At 68.2% G+C, this 16,700-nt stretch carries 14 protein-coding genes; 8 read left to right on the top strand and 6 right to left on the bottom strand.

The window, feature by feature from the left end:
• The first annotated feature begins 293 nt into the window (after positions 1–293).
• Genes H6717_27890 through H6717_27875 form a run of 4 tightly spaced genes read left to right on the top strand, consistent with a single transcriptional unit; the run spans position 294 to position 4,745 of the window.
• Complete coding sequence (locus H6717_27890; protein MCB9580883.1) at positions 294–1,706, top strand: sulfatase; 1,413 nt, start codon at positions 294–296, stop codon at positions 1,704–1,706.
• Positions 1,703–3,064 carry a sulfatase gene (locus H6717_27885; GenBank protein MCB9580882.1) on the top strand — a complete coding sequence of 454 codons (1,362 nt, stop codon included), beginning with the start codon at positions 1,703–1,705 and terminating at the stop codon, positions 3,062–3,064. The genes H6717_27890 and H6717_27885 overlap by 4 nt, the downstream gene beginning before the upstream one ends.
• Before the next feature lie 12 nt (positions 3,065–3,076).
• Entirely contained in the window at positions 3,077–3,538 is a 462-nt protein-coding gene (locus tag H6717_27880) for a PaaI family thioesterase (GenBank protein ID MCB9580881.1), read from the top strand.
• Between the two features lie 52 nt (positions 3,539–3,590).
• Entirely contained in the window at positions 3,591–4,745 is a 1,155-nt protein-coding gene (locus H6717_27875; GenBank protein MCB9580880.1) for a hypothetical protein, read from the top strand.
• A gap of 23 nt (positions 4,746–4,768) precedes the next feature.
• Here H6717_27875 and H6717_27870 read toward each other — a convergent pair whose 3' ends face one another.
• The 5 genes from H6717_27870 to H6717_27850 are packed head-to-tail and all read right to left on the bottom strand — an operon-like array spanning position 4,769 to position 10,955.
• Positions 4,769–6,058, bottom strand: coding sequence for a diguanylate cyclase (locus H6717_27870; protein MCB9580879.1), 1,290 nt, complete (start codon positions 6,056–6,058; stop codon positions 4,769–4,771).
• 40 nt (positions 6,059–6,098) lie between these two features.
• Entirely contained in the window at positions 6,099–7,148 is a 1,050-nt protein-coding gene (locus tag H6717_27865; protein ID MCB9580878.1) for a DUF4340 domain-containing protein, read from the bottom strand.
• Positions 7,145–9,223 (bottom strand): Gldg family protein, encoded by a 2,079-nt coding sequence (locus tag H6717_27860; GenBank protein ID MCB9580877.1) that lies wholly within the window; start codon positions 9,221–9,223, stop codon positions 7,145–7,147. Before H6717_27860 ends, H6717_27865 begins: the two co-directional genes overlap by 4 nt.
• Complete coding sequence (locus tag H6717_27855; protein ID MCB9580876.1) at positions 9,214–9,936, bottom strand: ABC transporter permease subunit; 723 nt, start codon at positions 9,934–9,936, stop codon at positions 9,214–9,216. The genes H6717_27860 and H6717_27855 overlap by 10 nt, the downstream gene beginning before the upstream one ends.
• Entirely contained in the window at positions 9,933–10,955 is a 1,023-nt protein-coding gene (locus tag H6717_27850) for an ABC transporter ATP-binding protein (protein MCB9580875.1), read from the bottom strand. Before H6717_27850 ends, H6717_27855 begins: the two co-directional genes overlap by 4 nt.
• Positions 10,956–11,076: 121 nt before the next feature.
• Between H6717_27850 and queG the strand changes: the two genes are divergently transcribed.
• The 4 genes from queG (at position 11,077) to H6717_27830 (ending at position 14,445) form a co-directional block, all read left to right on the top strand.
• Positions 11,077–12,264, top strand: a complete 1,188-nt coding sequence (queG, locus tag H6717_27845; GenBank protein ID MCB9580874.1) for a tRNA epoxyqueuosine(34) reductase QueG — start codon at positions 11,077–11,079, stop codon at positions 12,262–12,264.
• A 10-nt stretch (positions 12,265–12,274) separates the two neighbouring features.
• Positions 12,275–12,496: a hypothetical protein gene (locus H6717_27840; GenBank protein ID MCB9580873.1), complete on the top strand. Its 222-nt coding sequence runs from the start codon at positions 12,275–12,277 to the stop codon at positions 12,494–12,496.
• Positions 12,497–13,228: a ferritin-like domain-containing protein gene (locus H6717_27835; protein ID MCB9580872.1), complete on the top strand. Its 732-nt coding sequence runs from the start codon at positions 12,497–12,499 to the stop codon at positions 13,226–13,228.
• A gap of 104 nt (positions 13,229–13,332) precedes the next feature.
• Positions 13,333–14,445 (top strand): hypothetical protein, encoded by a 1,113-nt coding sequence (locus H6717_27830; GenBank protein MCB9580871.1) that lies wholly within the window; start codon positions 13,333–13,335, stop codon positions 14,443–14,445.
• 68 nt (positions 14,446–14,513) lie between these two features.
• Here H6717_27830 and H6717_27825 read toward each other — a convergent pair whose 3' ends face one another.
• A complete protein-coding gene (locus H6717_27825; protein ID MCB9580870.1) occupies positions 14,514–16,658 on the bottom strand; it encodes a sulfatase-like hydrolase/transferase in 2,145 nt (714 codons plus the stop codon).
• Positions 16,659–16,700 lie beyond the last annotated feature (42 nt).

The raw sequence follows: 16,700 nt of genomic DNA, 5'->3' as shown, positions 1-16,700 counted from the left end.
CACAACGGTCCCACAGCGCGTCGCTTACACGCGGACATTTGGCCGACCTCGTTCCGCGGACATTTGGCCGACCTCGCTTCGCGGACATTTTGGCGACCTCCCTCCCCGGACATTTGGCCCCGCGTTGGCGTCCTCGCGCCGCGGACATTCGGCCGCGCGGGAATGACGTCAGGGGCGCGGACGTTGGCCGCCAAATGGCGGCGCGGGTCGGGCGGAAGTGGGCGAAATGCGACGATTGTCTGAGCGAGCGCGTCGTAGTGGAAACCCCGCAGAGTTTGCGTTACGTGCCCCGCGTGCATCGACGTCATCTGAGTCTGATCCTCGGCCTCGCGGCCGGCTGCATGGCCGTCGCGACGGGCTGTAACGACAAGCCGAAACCCGCCGGAGCTGCCTCGAGCGCGACGCCCAGCGCCGCCGCGCCGGTGGCCGTGGCGCCGAGTGGGTCCGCGGCGGGAGGTTCCGCGGCGGACCAACCCAAGCGGCCGGAAAAGATGAACGTGCTCATGCTCACCATCGACAGCTTGCGCGCGGACATGCCCTGGACCGGCTACGACAAGGAGATCGCGCCGAACCTCTCCAAGCTGGTCAAGGAGAGCACGGTCTACACGCACGCGTACTCCACGGCGCCCTACACCGCGCAGAGCGTGGCATCGTGGCTGAGCGGTCGCTACGCCTCCACCCTGTACCGCCAAGGATGGTTCTTCACGGGCTACTCCAAGGCCAATCACTTCTTCCCGGAGGCGCTGCAGGACGCTGGCATTCGCACCATCGGCTGGCAGGCGCACCTGTACTTCGGTCGCGGCAAGGGCCTCGATCAGGGCTTCGACGTGTGGGAGATGGCTCCCGGCATCGTGTTCGATCCGAACACGGACCGGGACATCACCAGCGACAAGATGGAAGCGTTGGGCAAGGAGCTGCTCGGCAAGTCGGAGAACACCGGCAAGCAGTTCTTCGCCTGGGCCCATTTCATGGACCCTCACGATCAGTACAACAAGCACCCCGGCGTGCCGGACTTCGGCAACAACAACCGCGGCCGCTACGACAACGAGGTCTACTTCACCGACGAGCACATCGGGAGCCTGCTCAGCTGGGCGGAAAAGCAGCCCTGGTGGAAGAACACCGCGCTGATCATCACCGGCGATCACGGCGAGGCCTTCGGCGATCACGACATGTGGAAGCACGCCTTCGAGGTGTGGGAGGTGCTGCTGCGGGTGCCGCTGATCATCAAGGTGCCGGGGGCGAAGCCTCAGCGCATCGAAGAGCGCCGCTCCCTCATCGACCTGGCTCCCACGATCATGGATCTGATGGGCCAGAAGCCGCTCGACAGCTTCATGGGGCAGAGCCTGGTGCCCGAGGTGGTGGGCGAGAAAAAGCCGGAGAAGCGCGACGTGATCGTGGCGGAGCTGGCGGAAGACAGCCACAACCCACCGCGGCGCACGGTGATCAAGGGCGACTACAAGCTGATCGTGTTCGGCACCGGCTGGAAGTACTTGCTCTACGACATCAAGAACGATCCCCACGAAGACAAGGACCTGGCCAAGGAGCAGCCGGAGAAGCTCGAGGAGATGAAGAAGGTCCTGGCGGACGCCTTCGCCAAGATCCCGTCGGTGGAGCCCTACGGGGGCATGAAGCTCAAGGGCGGCAAGGTGGCCAATGGCCCCATGGGGCCGCCCGCGGAGAAGAAGCCGGCGGAGGACAAGAAGTGAAGCGCCTCGCGGCGTTGGCCCTTCTCGTGGTGGGCTGCGCCAGCCGCCCGCAAGAGCCTCCGCCGGCGCCCCCAGCGCCGCCGGCTCGGACCGCCGCGCCCATCGCCAGCGCGGCGCCTGCCCCTGCCGTCAGCGCGCCCCCGGCAGCTGAGGAGCCGAAGCCGCTCACGCGGCCGGAACGACCGCTCAACGTGCTCCTGATCTTGGTCGACAGCATGCGCGCGGACATGCCCTGGGCCGGCTACGAGCGCCCCATCGCGCCGAACCTCACGGCGCTCGAGAAAGAGAGCGTGAGCTACACCCACGCCTACTCCACCTCCAGCTACACCGCGAAGAGCGTCGCCAGCATCCTGTCCGGCAAGTACCCGAGCTCGCTGAAGCGCAGCGGGTTCTTTTTCACCCGCTACCCGGAGAGCAACCTTTTCTTCGCAGAGCTGCTCCAGAAGGCCGGCGTGTTCACCGCCGCCGTGCACGGGCACATGTACATGCGGCCCGGTCACAACGGCATGGATCAGGGCTTCGACGACTGGGAAGTGGTGGACGGCATCAGCTTCGACAACACCACCGACAAGTTCGTCACCAGCGACAAGATGACGCCGCTGGCCATCAAGATCCTGAAGAAGAAGCCCGAGAACGAGCGCTTCTTCATGTACGCGCACTACATGGATCCCCACGACGTGTACGTGAAACACCCGGAGAGTCCGGACTGGGGCGACAAGGCGCGGGATCGCTACGACTCCGAGGTGTTCTACGCAGATCTGTGGATCGGCAAGCTGCTCGCCTGGTGCAAGCAGCAGCCCTGGTGGGGGGATACCGCGGTGATCGTGAGCGCCGATCACGGCGAGGCCTTTGGCGAGCACAAGCGCTACCGGCACGCCTTCGAGCTGTGGGACATGCTCACCCACGTTCCGCTGTTCTTCTACGTGCCCGGCGCCACGCCGCGGCACATCGACACACCGCGCGGCAACATCGACATCGCCAAGACGGTGATGGACCTGATGGACGTGAAGGCGGACAACGACTTCGTCGGCGAGAGCCTGGTTCCGGAGCTGTTCGGTGCGGAGCCCCCGCCGCGGCCGGTGCTGTTGGACCTGCCGCCGGACAGCAACAACCCCGAGCGCCGCGCGCTGATTCAGGGCCACGACAAGCTGCTGGTGTTCGGCAACGACTACCGCTTCGATCTCTACGATCTGAAACGAGATCCCGGAGAGCTCAGCGACCTCGCCAAGAAGGAGCCCGAGAAGCTCCAAGAAATGAAGGCGCTCTACGAGAAGGTGTGGGGCGCCGTGCCCAAGGTGAAGCCTTACGGTGGCAACAAGCTGCAAGGCGGCGGCGTCGCGAACGGTCCGGCGAACTGATAGGCTCCGCCCATGAGCGAGAGCCTTCAGGATCACTACGCGCCGGAAAACCGCTGTTTCGGCTGCGGCCCTGCCAACGACAAGGGCCTGCGCATCAAGAGCTTCGTCCAGGGCGACGAGGTCGTGTGCGACTGGTCCCCGGAAGATCACCATCAAGCGTTCGGCGGCGTGCTCAACGGCGGCATCGCCGGGGCGCTGCTCGATTGCCACTCCAACTGGACCGCCGCCTACAGCCTGATGAAAGACCGCGGCGAGGACGTTCCGCCATGTACCGTAACGGCGGAATTCCACGTGAAGCTTCGCGCGCCAACACCCATGGACGGGCCGCTTCACCTCTCGGCCAAGACCACGCAGCTCGAAGGCGACAAGGCCACCGTCGAGGCCACGCTGTCCGCCGGCGGCAAGGTGACGGCCACATGCCGCGGCGTGTTTGTGGCGGTAAAGCCCGGACACCCGGCGTACTACCGCTGGTAGCGGGAAGGAATCGACCCAGCCGGCGTAGAAGTGCCGGCATCTGGAGGCAGTCATGAGGGTGATCGGCGCGCTTTTCGTTCTTTCCACGACGGCACTGCTCGCGGGGTGTAGCTCCAGCGGCGGGGGTGGCGGGGGCTACCCGGACGGAGGCGGGGGCTCGGGCAACTTTGGGGGCTTCGGCAACGCTGGCGGCTTCGGCAACGCTGGCGGCTTCGGCAACGCCGCAGGACAAGACGGCGGCGCCGGCGCCGGTAACTTCGGCGGCTTCGGCAATGCCGGCGGCTTTGGCAACGCAGCGGGCCAGGCGGGCAGCGGCGGCTTCGGCAACACCGGCGGCTTTGGCGCCACGGGCGGCAGCGGCGGCACCGGCGGCTGCACCAGCGACTTCGACTGCGACGACGGCAACGCCTGCACCACGGACTCCTGCGAAGGCAGCTGCTTCCACAGCGCCGTCAGCGTGGACGACTTCGACGCGTGCACCACTGACTCGTGCAATCCGTCCACCGGCGTGCAGCACGTTCCCGTGAACGTGGACGATGGCAACGCCTGCACCACGGACGCCTGCACTTCTTCGGGCGGCGTGACCCACACGCCGATCTCGTGTGACGACTTCGATCCCTGCACCACGGACACGTGCAACCCGTCGTCGGGCTGCGTCTATACGCCCGTGGGCGGCACCGGCGGTACCCTGTTCAGCGAGGATTTCTCGGACAACAGCGCCGGCTGGACGCTGGGTACGGAGTGGCAGATCGGTCCCGCCATGAGCGGCTGCACCAGCTATCCGGATCCGGCGACCGACACGTCACCCACCAGCGACAATGGCATCGCCGGCGTCGTGATCGGCGGCTGCATGTCGACCGCCATTCACAGCTACTACTACCTGACGAGCCCGGTCATCAATGCCGCCAGCGCTTCCACCGTGACCCTGAAGTTCAATCGCTGGTTGAAGAGCGACTACACGGGCTACGTGCAGAACGTGATCGAGGTGTACAACGGCACGAGCTGGACCACGATCTGGCAGAGCGGCCCTTCGCCGGGCGTCTCCGACTCCAGCTGGATGCCCCAGACCTACGATCTGACCGCCTACAAGAGCGCCAACATGCAGATCCGCTTCGGCCACAACGTCGGTCAGAGCGGCGCGTACGCCAAGGGCTCCTGGAACATCGACGACGTCGTGGTGACCTCCGGCGGCGGTGCCTGCAACTGATTGTTGGTCCGGCGCGAGCCCCGTCACGCCCGCGGTCGTTCCGTATCGTGGCGGGGCTTCCACACCAGATAGCGGTTCTTCCCGGCTTCCTTGGCGAGGTACATCGCCGTGTCCGCGCGGCGCACCAGCTCCTTGGGCACGATGCCCTCTTCCGAGTAGGCAATGCCGATGCTCACGGTCACATGAAGCTCGAGATCGCCCACCGGTAGCGGCTCCGCCAGGGCTGTCAGCAGGCGTTGAGCCACGCCTTCCGCCGCGCCTCGAGTCTCGAGCACCTCGAGCAGCACGGTGAACTCGTCGCCACCGAGGCGAGCCACGGTGTCCCCCTCTCGGCTTGCCGCGTCCATGCGCTCGCCCACCACCACCAGCGCCGCGTCCCCGACGTCGTGGCCGTAACTGTCGTTGATGTCCTTGAAGCCGTCGAGATCGACGAACAGCAGCGCCGGCGCGCCGCTGCCCCGAGGCCGCTGCGCGAGGGCGTGCTCCAGCCGGTCCGTGAACAGCACCCGGTTGGCGAGGCCGGTGAGCGGGTCGAAGAAGGCCTGGCGCGCCAGCATCTCCTCCAGCTCCCGGCGTTCGGTCACGTCCCGCGCGGTGACCACGATGCCACGCACGCTGGGGTAGCCGATGAGGTTGTCGGCGACGGCCTCGATGGTGCGCCATTCTCCGGACTCGTGGCGGACGCGGAGCTCCACCCGGGACGTCACGCTGGGCGTGCTGCCCTCCGCCACTGCTTCTCGCGCCAGGGCGATGTCGTCGGGGTGCACCAGCTCGTAGATCTCCCGCCCGACGTAGGCGTGGGAGTCGTAGCCGAGGAGCTTCTTCAGCGCGGGATTGACGTAGCGAATGCGCCCTTCGTCGTCGAGCACCGCGATGATGTCCATCGCGCCCTGCACCAAGGCGCGATAGCGCGAGCGGCTGTGGCGCAGGGAGCGCATGGCGGCAGCGGTGCGGAGGTTTCGCGCCAGCCAGCGCTCCGCCACCGTCAGCCGTAGCTCCATGTCGGCGTCCGAGAGCTCCCCGGACCAGACGTCCGTGGCGCCCAGGGAAAGCAGGGACGTCAGCTGGCGCGCGTCGGCCTCGGGCGCGCACACCAAGAAGGACAGGTCGTCACGCCGCGCGCGGGTGACCAGATCGCCGAAGTCGAGCCCCGGTTCCAGGCGAACCATCACCAGCGCGGCTTCGCCTTGCGCCAGCCAGCGGACGGCTTCGTGGGCGTCTGCGGTGAACAGCGGCTCCCGGCCCCGCCCCCGGAGTATGCGGACCACGCGGTCGCGCCAGTCTCGGTCCGAAGAGAGCACGACGCGGCGCATGGAGGCCGAGCGTGCCAACGCCCGTGAAGGAGCGCAAAGGTTACTTGACCACGGAGCTCAGATCCTGCTCCACCTGCTCCGCAGTGGAGGGGATCACCTCGGCGTACCAACGGGTCTGCTCGGTCTGCACCAGGTACGTCGGCTTGCCCGAGCTCGCCGCCGGCGGGCCTTTGTACAGCTCGATGTGCCCCAGCTCGTGCCCGCCCTTGGCCAGGTACTTGACGCTCACCAGGGCCCTGCCCGGCGCCGGCTCCGGCGTGGGCTTCTCGACGTATTGCGTGATGCGCAGGCGACCGAGCTTGGTCATCCAGTTGCCGGCGGTCTCGTCCAGGGTGCCGGGCGCAGCGGCGTCCGCCCAGCCGTCGCGCTTGTCGTCCATGCGCACTAGCTCTCGCGACTTGCCGCCCTGCTCGATCTTCACCTTACCCACTTCGTCGGGCTTGAAACCGTGGAGCTCGCGCTCGACGAGGCGAGAGTCGGCGAACATCAGGTTCTGAGCGATGGATCCCGGCACGGCGTAGACTTCCCCGCTGTCGAGCTGCGCGTAGCGATCCGCTCCACCCGGCGTGGTTCCGCCCAGGGTGAGCACGTGCTGCTTGCCGCTCACCGTCACGCGTAGCGTGCCCTCGGGCTTGTCGAAGCCGAACTCTTCCTTGCGGGCGTCCTCCACCTTGCCGATGGCACGAAGAGCCATCAGCGGTGCCAGGCTCTCGGCGAGCTTGTGCGCTTGCTCGACGCCGACGAACACCACGCTCTCCTTCTTGGACTCGAGACCCGGCCCCTCGGGCCCGCCGTCGAGGCCGCCGTCCGGCCCACCGTGGGGTGACGGCGGCGTGCGCACGGTGACGGTCTTGTCGACGTGGCCCACGTACCAGTCGCCGTTCTTGTCCTTCTTGGGCTCGATGCGGACCTTCTTGTCCTTGGATTCGAACTCGATGCTCGAGATCTGCTCGGGCCTCCCGGACCACACCTCGACCTCGGCGCGCTTGGCGGCCTTGGGAGCGTCCTCCTTGGTCCAGACCATCACCGCCACCACCGCGGCGATGCCGAGCAACGTCAGGTGAAGCGCGAGGGACTTCCAGGAAATCATGCGCGACCTCCCCGCTTGCGCGAACGTCGCGCGAAGGTGAGCCCGAGGGCGAGCACCAGGGCGGGAGCGCCGAAGATGGTGCCGTAGAACCAGACCAGATCCTTCTCCTTGGTGTGCTCGATGCTCACGTCTTCTTCGCTGTTGACCTCACCGGCGAAGCTCTCTTCGCCGCCGAGCCAGCGCACGGCATCGAGCAGCAGCACCTGGTTGCCGAGGACGTTGGCCATGACGACGTCCGTGAGCGCATCGGCGTCGGCCAGCACGAAGGCGCGGGTTTCGTCCGCGGCGTCATCCTTCTTCTGGTCCTTCTTGTCCTTCGGCTCGGGCTTCTTCTTGGGCGGCGTGACAGCCTTGGCGCTCACGGCGGCCGCGATGTTGAAGCTGGACGGCGATTCTCCGGCGTCGATGCGGTAGTTCTTGTTGGCGTCCGCAAAGGTCCCCGCCATGCTGCGCACGGCGAAGTCCACCTTGTTGGTGGTTCCCGCGGCGCGGTCCAGGCTGCCGGCGCCGAACACCACCACCGCCGCCCGGGCCGAGGCCCGAGACAGCGTGCTCACGGAGGCGTGGGACGAGAAGCGATTCGAGAACAGCAGCGTGCGGTCCGAATCGTTGAAGCGTCGCCGCACGTGCTGGTTCTCGTTGGCGAGCACCACCGGCGAGAAGCGAAGGCCCACCACCGCGGCCAGGGCCTCGAGGGCGCTGGCGTTCTTCGAGGGCGGCGCCGCAGGCGGAGCCTCCCCGGACGTCGCTGGCGCAGCGCTCGCAGGCGGCGCGGCGCTCGTGGGCGGCGCAGCGCTCTCCCCCGTGGCAGGGGCGCCGGCGCCTTCGCCCTCGCGGACGGCCTCGGGGTCCAACGCCATGAACAGCTTGCCGCCGCGCTTGGCGTAGCGTTCCAGGGCGCCGAGCTCTTCCGGAGCGAAGGGCTCGCTCGGCCCCAGCACCATCACGATGCTCGCGTCGTCCGGCACGTCGGAGCCGAGGCCCTGCGTCAGCCCCAGGTCCTTCACCAGATAGTTCTGCTTCTGGAGCAACGTGCGCAGGATGCGAACGCCCGAGCCCTCGGTCGCGCCGGGCGTCTTGTCGTTGAGCTCGCCGTGCCCGACGGTCAGGTAGGCCGTGCGGCGGGAGCGGAGCAGCTTGAGGAGCTTCTCCTGGAAGTCGCGGTCGAGCGTCTTCAGCTTGGGCCGGGCGGTGCGCTCGTCCGTGCCGATGCTCAAAGACTCCGTGACCGAGCCTCGGGACAGCACGATCACGCCGTCTTGCGTTGCGCGGAGCTCTCGGGCTCGCTTCGGTATCAGGAGCCGGTCCTGAACCTCCACCTTGAGGTTGGGGTTGCCGGCGGACACACCTCGGAGGTAGCGCTCCACCTCCGGCTTGATCTCGTTCACCTCCGGGAAGAACGCGATCACGTCCACGGGCTCGGTGAGGGCCTGAGCCACCTTCTTGGTCGACTCGCTGGGCTCGGAGGTCTTGAAGTAGGAGTAGTCCGCCTTCACGTCGGCGCCCGTCGCCGCGTACACGAACAGGGCGCCGTACACCGCCGCGAGCACCAGCGAGAATCCGCTCACCACCGCGGCGCGGACGCGTCGGCTCTCCGGCAGCGGTGCCCGCCGCATGGGCAAGAGCGCCGCCTCGGCGAACAGCATGGGAACCACGCTGACCGCCACCAGGCTCACCCACAGGATCGTCAGGATGCCCTGCCAGCGCTCCCGCGCTTCGGGGTCCATCGCCGCGAGCCCCAGCTTGGTCTGACCCCACTCCGTGGTCGCGAAGTAGATGCCGAGCGCGATCACGCCGGTGAGCGAGAGGATGGCCAGGAGCTTCTCGATGTCCCGGCGCTCGCCACCGACTCGGAAGCGCGGCGAGAAGCGCACCACCGTGGCCCCCACCACCGACAGCAGCCCGATCAGCGTGACCACCCAATGGGCCGTGGGCAGCGAGGCGAGCACACGCTCGCCGATGAACACGAAGACCAGACCGGCCACGTACAGCGGCACGGTCCACAGCGGCGCCATCACCGGCTTGCGCTCCGGCGGCGGAGCGGCGGCGGGCTGCTTTTCGTCCTTCACCGCCATCGTCGCGCCTCCAGGGTCTTGGTCGCCGCCAACAAGAAGAAGTACGTGACGGCGACGTAGTACACGACGCTCCCGAGCTGCAAGATGCCCACCATGAAGGGGCGGAAGTTTTCGTGGTGGAGCGCCATCGCGGCCAGGAACTCGTTGAAGGGCGGGTCCACGGCCCGGGCCACGGCCCAGAGCAGCAAGAGCGGCACCATCACCAGCACCCCCAGGATCGCCGCCACCACCTGCGAGCGCGCCAGCGACGACGCAAACAGCCCGATCGAGATCGTGGCCGAGCCCAGCAACAGCAGGCCCAGGTACCCGACGACGATGTGCCCCACGCTCACCTTGCCGTTCACGAAGATGAGCAGCGGCATGTACACCGTGAGCAGGGTCATCAGCGCCAGCACGCCGAAGGCGGAGATGAACTTGCCCAGCACGATCTCGCCGTCCTTGATGGGCGAGGTATTGAGCAGCGTCATGGTGCCGGTCTGGCGCTCTTCCGCCAGCAGCCGCATGGCCAAGATGATGGCCGCGACCATGGTGGTGCCGCTGGCGCCGAAGAAGAACTCCTGCAGCACCTGCGCGCTGAGCAGCTTCTCCGTGAGACCCTTCCAGTAGAAGTACAGGCCATCCACCAACAGCACGCCGGCGATCACCGTGGAGCCCAAGGGCGAGCGAAAGTAGGCGAACAGCTCGCGGCGGGCGATGAGCAGCGCTTTGCTCACGACTCGGCCTCCTGCTGTGGTGCGGGGGGCGGAGCATCGTCCGCCGCCGCACGCTTCTTCTTCTTCTTCTTCTTGCCGTCCGCCGGGCCACTGAGCTCGAGGAACACGCTCTCGAGCTCGCGCTCGCCGCGGCTCAGCTCGAGCACGCCGAAGCCCGCGCCCACCAGCGCCTGTGCCACGGCTTCTCGAACGTCGCGCTGAGCATGCAGTAGGAAGCTCTGAATGCCCTTGCCGCGTTCCACGCCCTCCACCGCTTCCACCTGATCGACGCCCGCCACCTCGACGAGCAGGGCCTCGGCCTCACGAGCGCGATCCCCGACCCGCAGCGTGAGCTCCACCCGCATGCCCTTGAGCAGGCGCGACGACAGCTCCGCCTCCGTGCCGCTGGCGACGATCTCGCCGTTGCCAATCACGAAGATGCGGTCACACGTCTCGCTGATCTCGCCCAAGATGTGGCTGGAGACGACCACCGTGCGCTCTCCCCCGAGGCTCCGCACCAGGTCGCGCATCTCCACGATCTGCACCGGGTCCAGACCGCTGATGGGCTCGTCGAGCACGACCAGCTCCGGCTCGTGCACGATCGCCTGAGCGATGCCAACGCGCTGGCGGAAACCATGGCTCAGCGTTCCGATGCGCTGATCCCGCTCCGCCAACGTCTCCGTGAGCTCCATCGCGTCCCCCACCCGCTCGTCGAGCTTGTCGGCGGGGACCCCGCGGAGCTTGGCTGCAAACCGCAGGTACTCTTCGACGGTCATCTCCGGGTACACCGGGGGGGTGTCCGGCAGATAGCCGATGCGCTTGCGCACCTCGTGCGGCTGCTCCACGACGTCGAGGCCAGCGACCTTCACGGAGCCGCTGGTGGGCAGCAGATCACAGGCGAGCACTCGGAGGGTCGTGGTCTTGCCTGCGCCGTTGAGGCCCAGCAAGCCGACGATCTCTCCCTTTTCGATGGTGGCCGAGAGCGGCCCCACCGCTCGTCGGTCCCCGTAGTATTTGAATAGGTCGCGGATTTCGATCACGGCGACGGTCCCTCGCTCAGGGCGGACGGCGATACCACAAGAAACGCGGGCTTCGTACCAGGAACAGCGGGAAGTTATTCCCGAAAAGCGACATCGCGATCATTGAGCTACCGTTCGCCGCGTGTTCCAGCCGTCCACCGCTCCATCATTCGACCCGCGGTCCGGGGCCGAGAAAGCGGACGATCCCGCCGCTGCGATCGGCAGCGCGGCGCGCTCCCTGGGCTTCGCCCGCGTGGGCTTCGCTCGCGCCGAGCGCTGGAACGACGCCGCCGAGCGTCTCGAGGCCTGGCTCGCGCACGGCCACCACGGGGGAATGCAGTACCTCGCGACGCAGGGGGACCGCGCCGATCCGCGCGCCCTGTTCCCCGACGCGCAGACCGTCATCGCCGTGGCGCTGCCGCACGGCGCCGGCGCGGTGCCGTTGCGGACCGGACCCACGGGACGGATCGCGCGCTACGCCCGCGGCGCGGACTACCACGACGTCATCCGCGACAAGCTCCGCCAGCTGGCGCAGCACGCCGCCGATGCGGTCGGTCGCCCCGTGCGCGCCCGGGTGTGCGTGGACACGGCGCCGTTGCTCGAGCGTGAGGCGGCGGCCCGGGCCGGCCTCGGCTTCATCGCGAAGTCCACGCTGCTGCTCGCGCCGGGGCTCGGAACCTACTTCCTGCTCGGCGCGCTCTTGGTGGACGTCGAGCTGCCATCCTCTGCGCCCGTCGCTCCCGGCTGCGGCAGCTGCCGCGCGTGCCTCGATGCGTGTCCCACGAACGCGTTCGTGAACGCGCACGTACTCGACGCTCGGCGCTGCATCTCGTACCTGACCATCGAGCAGCCGGGGGCGATCCCGCGGGAGCTCCGCTCCGCCATCGGCACGCGGGTGTTCGGCTGCGACGTTTGCCAGGAGGTGTGTCCCCACAATCAGAGCCCCACGCCGCGCCCCGTCGCACCCGAGCTGGCAGCGAGCCCCGAGCGCCAGGACCTCGACCTGGTGGCGCTGCTCGAGCTGTCGTCCTCGGCCTATCGGCGGCTGGTGGCCGGCAGCGCCCTCCGCCGCGTGCACCGCGCCCAGCTGCAACGCAACGCCGCCGTGGCCCTGGGCAACGCGGGCGACCCGCGGGCGACGGAACCCCTCGCTCGAGCCCTGGAAAGCAGCCGCTATCCGCTGGTTCGGGCCCACGCGGCGTGGGCCCTGGGCGCCCTCGGAAGCGGCCGGGAAGCGCTCGAGCGGGCGGCCGAGAGCGACCCCGATCCCTCGGTACGGGAGGAAGCGAAGAGCGCCCTGGGCTTGACCGAAGCGCCGCCCCCGCTGTAGCTCTGAGGCGATGGCGCGTTGGCTCAAAGCGGCGGGGTTTGCGTTCACGCTGGCCGTGGCGGGCTCGGCGTGGGCGGACGAGGCGCCGCCCGAAAATCCCCCCGTGGAGAGCGTCAAGAAGCAAGACGCGGGCAAGGTCGGCCACGCCCGTCGGCCCATCTTCTTGGGTCTTCTGGCAGCGGGGTTCTTGTTGGTCGCCGGCCTCGCCGGGGCCAACGACCGGCCGTCCTAAGTGGCCAAGCGCAAGCCGAGACCGGCAGCCACGGAGCGCGCACAGAACGAGTGGCTGCGACGGGTGGAAGCCGAGTATCGCTCCGCGTCCATCACTCAAGAGCTCGGCTTGTGGCTGATCCGCATCGCAGCGTCGCCGGATCTGATCAAGGACTCCCTGCGCATCGTCAGCGACGAGCTGAAGCACGCCGAGCTGTCCCATGCGGTGTACGTCGACGGCGGCGGCAGCGAGCCGCCGCAGATCATCCGCGAGACCCTGGGCATCAGCGGCAAGCGACGCAGCGTCCTCGAACACGACGTGCTGTGCGCCGGTGTGGAAGTGTTCTGCCTGGGAGAGACCGTCGCCGTGCGCCTCTTCCGCGAGCTCCGGTCCAAATGCACGGTGCCCAGCGCTCGCCGCGCTCTCGACCGCATTCTCCGTGACGAGGTCCGTCACCGGGACTTCGGCTGGTCGCTGCTCACGTGGTTGGACGAGACAGCGCTGGGTCCGGAGCTCCGGGAGCTGGCCGCCCAAGAGCTGCCCGACATGTTCCGCCGCTTGCGCTCGTCCTACGCGCCCAAGGGCGCCGACGGAGAGACGGAGCTCCCGGACGACGAGCGCGCCTGGGGGCTGATGCCGACGGCCCGCTACGGCGAAATCCTGACGGCCACGCTGGAGCGTGACTACGTCCCGCGCTTCGCCCGCTTCGGCATCGACGCCGAAGCCGCGTGGCGCGCCGGTGGCGGGCGCTGAGCGATCCACGCCCTCGAAGAACGCTGCTAACATCGTGGGCATGGCTCGCTGGCTGCTCCCGGGGTTTCTGACTTTGGTGCTCGCATTGGCCGGTTGCTCGTCGGATGACGACGGCGGCGGCAGCAGTGGCGCCGCAGGCGGCGGCGGTGCGGCCGGAAGTGGAGGCGCGGCGGGCAGCGGTGGCGCCGCAGGCGCGGCCGGCAGCGGTGGCGCCGCGGGGGCAGCCGGCAGCGGTGGAGCGGCCGGCAGCGGTGGAGCTGGCCGGCAGCGGTGGAGCGGCCGGCGGCGGCGGAGCTGCGGGCGCGGCGGGGGCAGCCGGCGCCGCGGGGGCCGGTGGCTCGCCGGCGCTACTGAGCGAGACGGGTCTGTACCAGGACATCGTCGCCGGCACGCTCGCCGCGGGCGTGGAGGAGTATCACCCGCGCTTCGCCCTGTGGAGCGACGGCGCCACCAAGAAGCGCTGGCTGTACTTGCCGCCGGGCACGAAGATCGACACCAGCGACATGGACTTCTGGGTCTATCCCGTCGGCACCAAGGCGTGGAAGGAGTTCACCCGCGACGGCAAACGCATCGAGACGCGTTTGCTGCAGAAGACCGGCGCCGGTCAGTGGATCATGATGGCGTACCTGTGGAAGGACGATCAGAGCGACGCCGCAGCCGTGCCCATCGGAGTGCAGAACGCCAAGGGCACCGCCCACGACGTGCCCTCCACTGCCGATTGCGACAAGTGCCATGGCCAGATGGCGGATCGCTTGCTGGGGCCCACTGCCATTCAGCTGTCCCATCAAGAGTCGGGCCTGAACCTCTCCAAGCTGATCGCCGACAGCCGCTTGACGAACCCGCCGAGCGGAGATTTCTCCCTTCCCGGCAACGCCACGGATCAAGCCGCCCTCGGCTACATGCACGCCAACTGCGGCCTGTGCCACAACAACAAGTCCTTCGTGTACTCGCTGATCAGCATGCGCCTGTGGCTTTCCACCAGCGCCCTCGGCTCCGTGACGGACACCTACACTTACAAGACGACCGTGAACCAGACGCTGAGCGCGTCGAACCCCACGACGTCCACCTATCGCATCGTGCCGGGGGACCCCGCCGCCAGCGACGTTCACTTGCGCATGAGTGAGCGCGGCACCCTGACGCAGATGCCCCCGCTCGGGACCGAGGACGTGGACGCGACGGGGCTCGCGGCCGTCACGCAGTGGATCCAGAGCCTCTGACGGCGATCGCGGCGTTTCCGCGGCGCAGCGACAACATCTGCAGGATGATGTTGGTCCGCCGCGGAACCTCAGGGGGCCTGGGCACGGCTCTGGCCGTCGTCCGCTGGCGTCAGATCGTGCTGCTTGCGCGGAAACAGCGGTGAGCGCACGAGCTGGCTCAACATGTCCAGCGTCACGCCGGGCTCACGATCCGCGACGCTGATCCAGTCGGGATCCTTCTCCGTCGTGTCGTACAGCTCCGGAACCGCCGTCTCCAGCGGCAGCACGAGCTTGTACGGCGACTTCGGCGTCATCAGACCGATGCGCAAGAGGGTGTCGTGGGACGCGCCCGCCATCAGCAGCGGCAAGCGGCGGGGCGGACGGTTCGGCACCAGGTAGCCGAGGAGATCTTCGCCGTGGTAGCCGGCCATGCTCGGCTTGTCTTCCATGTAACGCGCGAGGGTGGGTGCCAGATCCACCAGGCTCACGTGATCGTAGACGACCTTCGGCTCCACCCCCGGAATGCGGATCATGAGCGGCACACGCTCGAGGCATTCCCACAGGAAGATGGAGTGCACCCAGAAGCCGTCGCGACCCAGGGCTTCGCCGTGATCCGACACGAACACCACGATGGTGTCGTCCGCCAGGCCGAGATCACGCAGGCCACGCAGCATGCGTCCGAACTGGGCGTCCACGGAGCGAGCCACCACCCGATAGCGCCAGTTGAGCGGCGCTTCGTCGGGCACGCCGTACTTCTTGGCGGCGGCATTGACGAACTCCGCGTTGAGCTCGCGCCAGTTGTGCTGATCGAAGTTGAACAGCCACATCAAGAAGCGCTCGTCCTTGTGGCTCTTCATCCAGTCCAGGGCCTTGTCGACCATGGGCTCGGCGGTGGGCTGATCCGCGCCGTAACCCCAAACGTCGGTACGACCGGCGGCGTAGTCGGGCACCGTGAGAGTGTCGTCGAACTTGAAGGACGGCCGGAGCTTGGCCAAGAACTCGTGAGCGGACTGCGCCAGCGTGATGGCGCGCTTCATCTTGGCGCGCCGGGCCACGAGCAGCAGATCGTTCGGGTGCTCGGCCTCGATTTCGTAGCTGCCGCTGGTGAGCCCGGGCAGCGAGCGCATGGTGTCCGAGCCGCTGGCGTAGGCACTGGTGAAGTGCAGGCTGTGGGTGCCGAAATCGACGGCGTTGGGCATGATGGCCGGGTCGCTGGCGGCGTCGAAGCGCAGCGTGTCCACGTAGAACACGACGATGTTCATGTCGCGCCGGTCCCCGCGGATCTCGGCGATCTTGCTGGCGAAGGCCGGCGGCTCCGCGAGGGGCTTGTCCCACTCCGGGCTCTGCGAGGTGTTGGCCAGATCGTAGCGGTCCTTGAGCTGGTCCATTCGGGACATCGCCGCGCCCTGCCAGTGCAGTGGATCCGAGGCGAAGGCGCGAGCCGTCTGCACCCGAGCAAAGGTGCGCCCCACGTAGGCTGGCTCGAGCCACACGTGGTGCAGGGAGTGATCCACCGTTGCCCTGAGCGGCGGCAACGCAGCGAACACGATGAGCCACAGCGTGGCCAGCGCGGAGAATACCCGCAGGACGCGGCGCCCACGCGGGCGAGCGGCCACCCACACGTTCAGCACCAACGCCACCGCCGCGAGCCAGAGCACGGCGACCACGGCCTCGAGCAGCGCGTGCAGCCGCGCATAGAGCGCGACGAACACCGTCAGGTCCACCGTGGCGAGACCGGCGCCCAGCGCCACGCCGACGAGCGACAAGACCACGGGCCACGCGCCGCGTCCCCTGCCCGCCCGGCGCCACGCCCAGGAGTAGATCAGCGCCGCCACGAGCACGGCGACGAAGACGCCGCCGATGCCCGCCGCCGGAACCCACTTGGGGAGCTTCTGCGCGCGCTGCCCCGTGAAGGTCCACAGCACCGTGGGCGCCGCAAAGGCGGCGGCGGCTCCGGCGTACACCGTGGCTTCGACCCACGCAGCGAGCTTCTTCCGCCGGGAGAGCATGCGCCGCACCGCGGCGCCGATGCCGGTGGTGGAGAGGGCCACCACGGCGCCCACCACCGGCGCGACCAAGAGGTACAGCCCCACGGAGCCGGCGAGGTGCTCGATGACCGGATACTCGCGGCCAGACGCGCGACGCACCACGTCCGCGATCAGGAAGCCGAAGCTACCGATTGCAGCAGCGGCGATGGCAATCGCCGCCCGATCCAAAATGCGCGACGTTCGCAATTTTCCGAGGCGTGCGCCCACTCCGGGCAGCGCAGAGGAACG

The sequence above is a fragment of the Polyangiaceae bacterium genome (assembly GCA_020633235.1).
Lineage (GTDB): Bacteria > Myxococcota_A > Polyangia > Polyangiales > Polyangiaceae > JACKEA01.
This window is presented reverse-complemented; position numbering and strand designations above follow the sequence as displayed.

Bases quoted from the DNA above. Each gene is read 5' to 3' on its own strand.
- H6717_27880 (MCB9580881.1), top strand. From the start codon at position 3,077: ATGAGCGAGAGCCTTCAGGATCACTACGCGCCGGAAAACCGCTGTTTC.
- H6717_27875 (MCB9580880.1), top strand. From the start codon at position 3,591: ATGAGGGTGATCGGCGCGCTTTTCGTTCTTTCCACGACGGCACTGCTC.
- H6717_27870 (MCB9580879.1), bottom strand. From the start codon at position 6,058: ATGCGCCGCGTCGTGCTCTCTTCGGACCGAGACTGGCGCGACCGCGTG.
- H6717_27865 (MCB9580878.1), bottom strand. From the start codon at position 7,148: ATGATTTCCTGGAAGTCCCTCGCGCTTCACCTGACGTTGCTCGGCATC.
- H6717_27860 (MCB9580877.1), bottom strand. From the start codon at position 9,223: ATGGCGGTGAAGGACGAAAAGCAGCCCGCCGCCGCTCCGCCGCCGGAG.
- H6717_27840 (MCB9580873.1), top strand. From the start codon at position 12,275: ATGGCGCGTTGGCTCAAAGCGGCGGGGTTTGCGTTCACGCTGGCCGTG.
- H6717_27830 (MCB9580871.1), top strand. From the start codon at position 13,333: ATGACGACGGCGGCGGCAGCAGTGGCGCCGCAGGCGGCGGCGGTGCGG.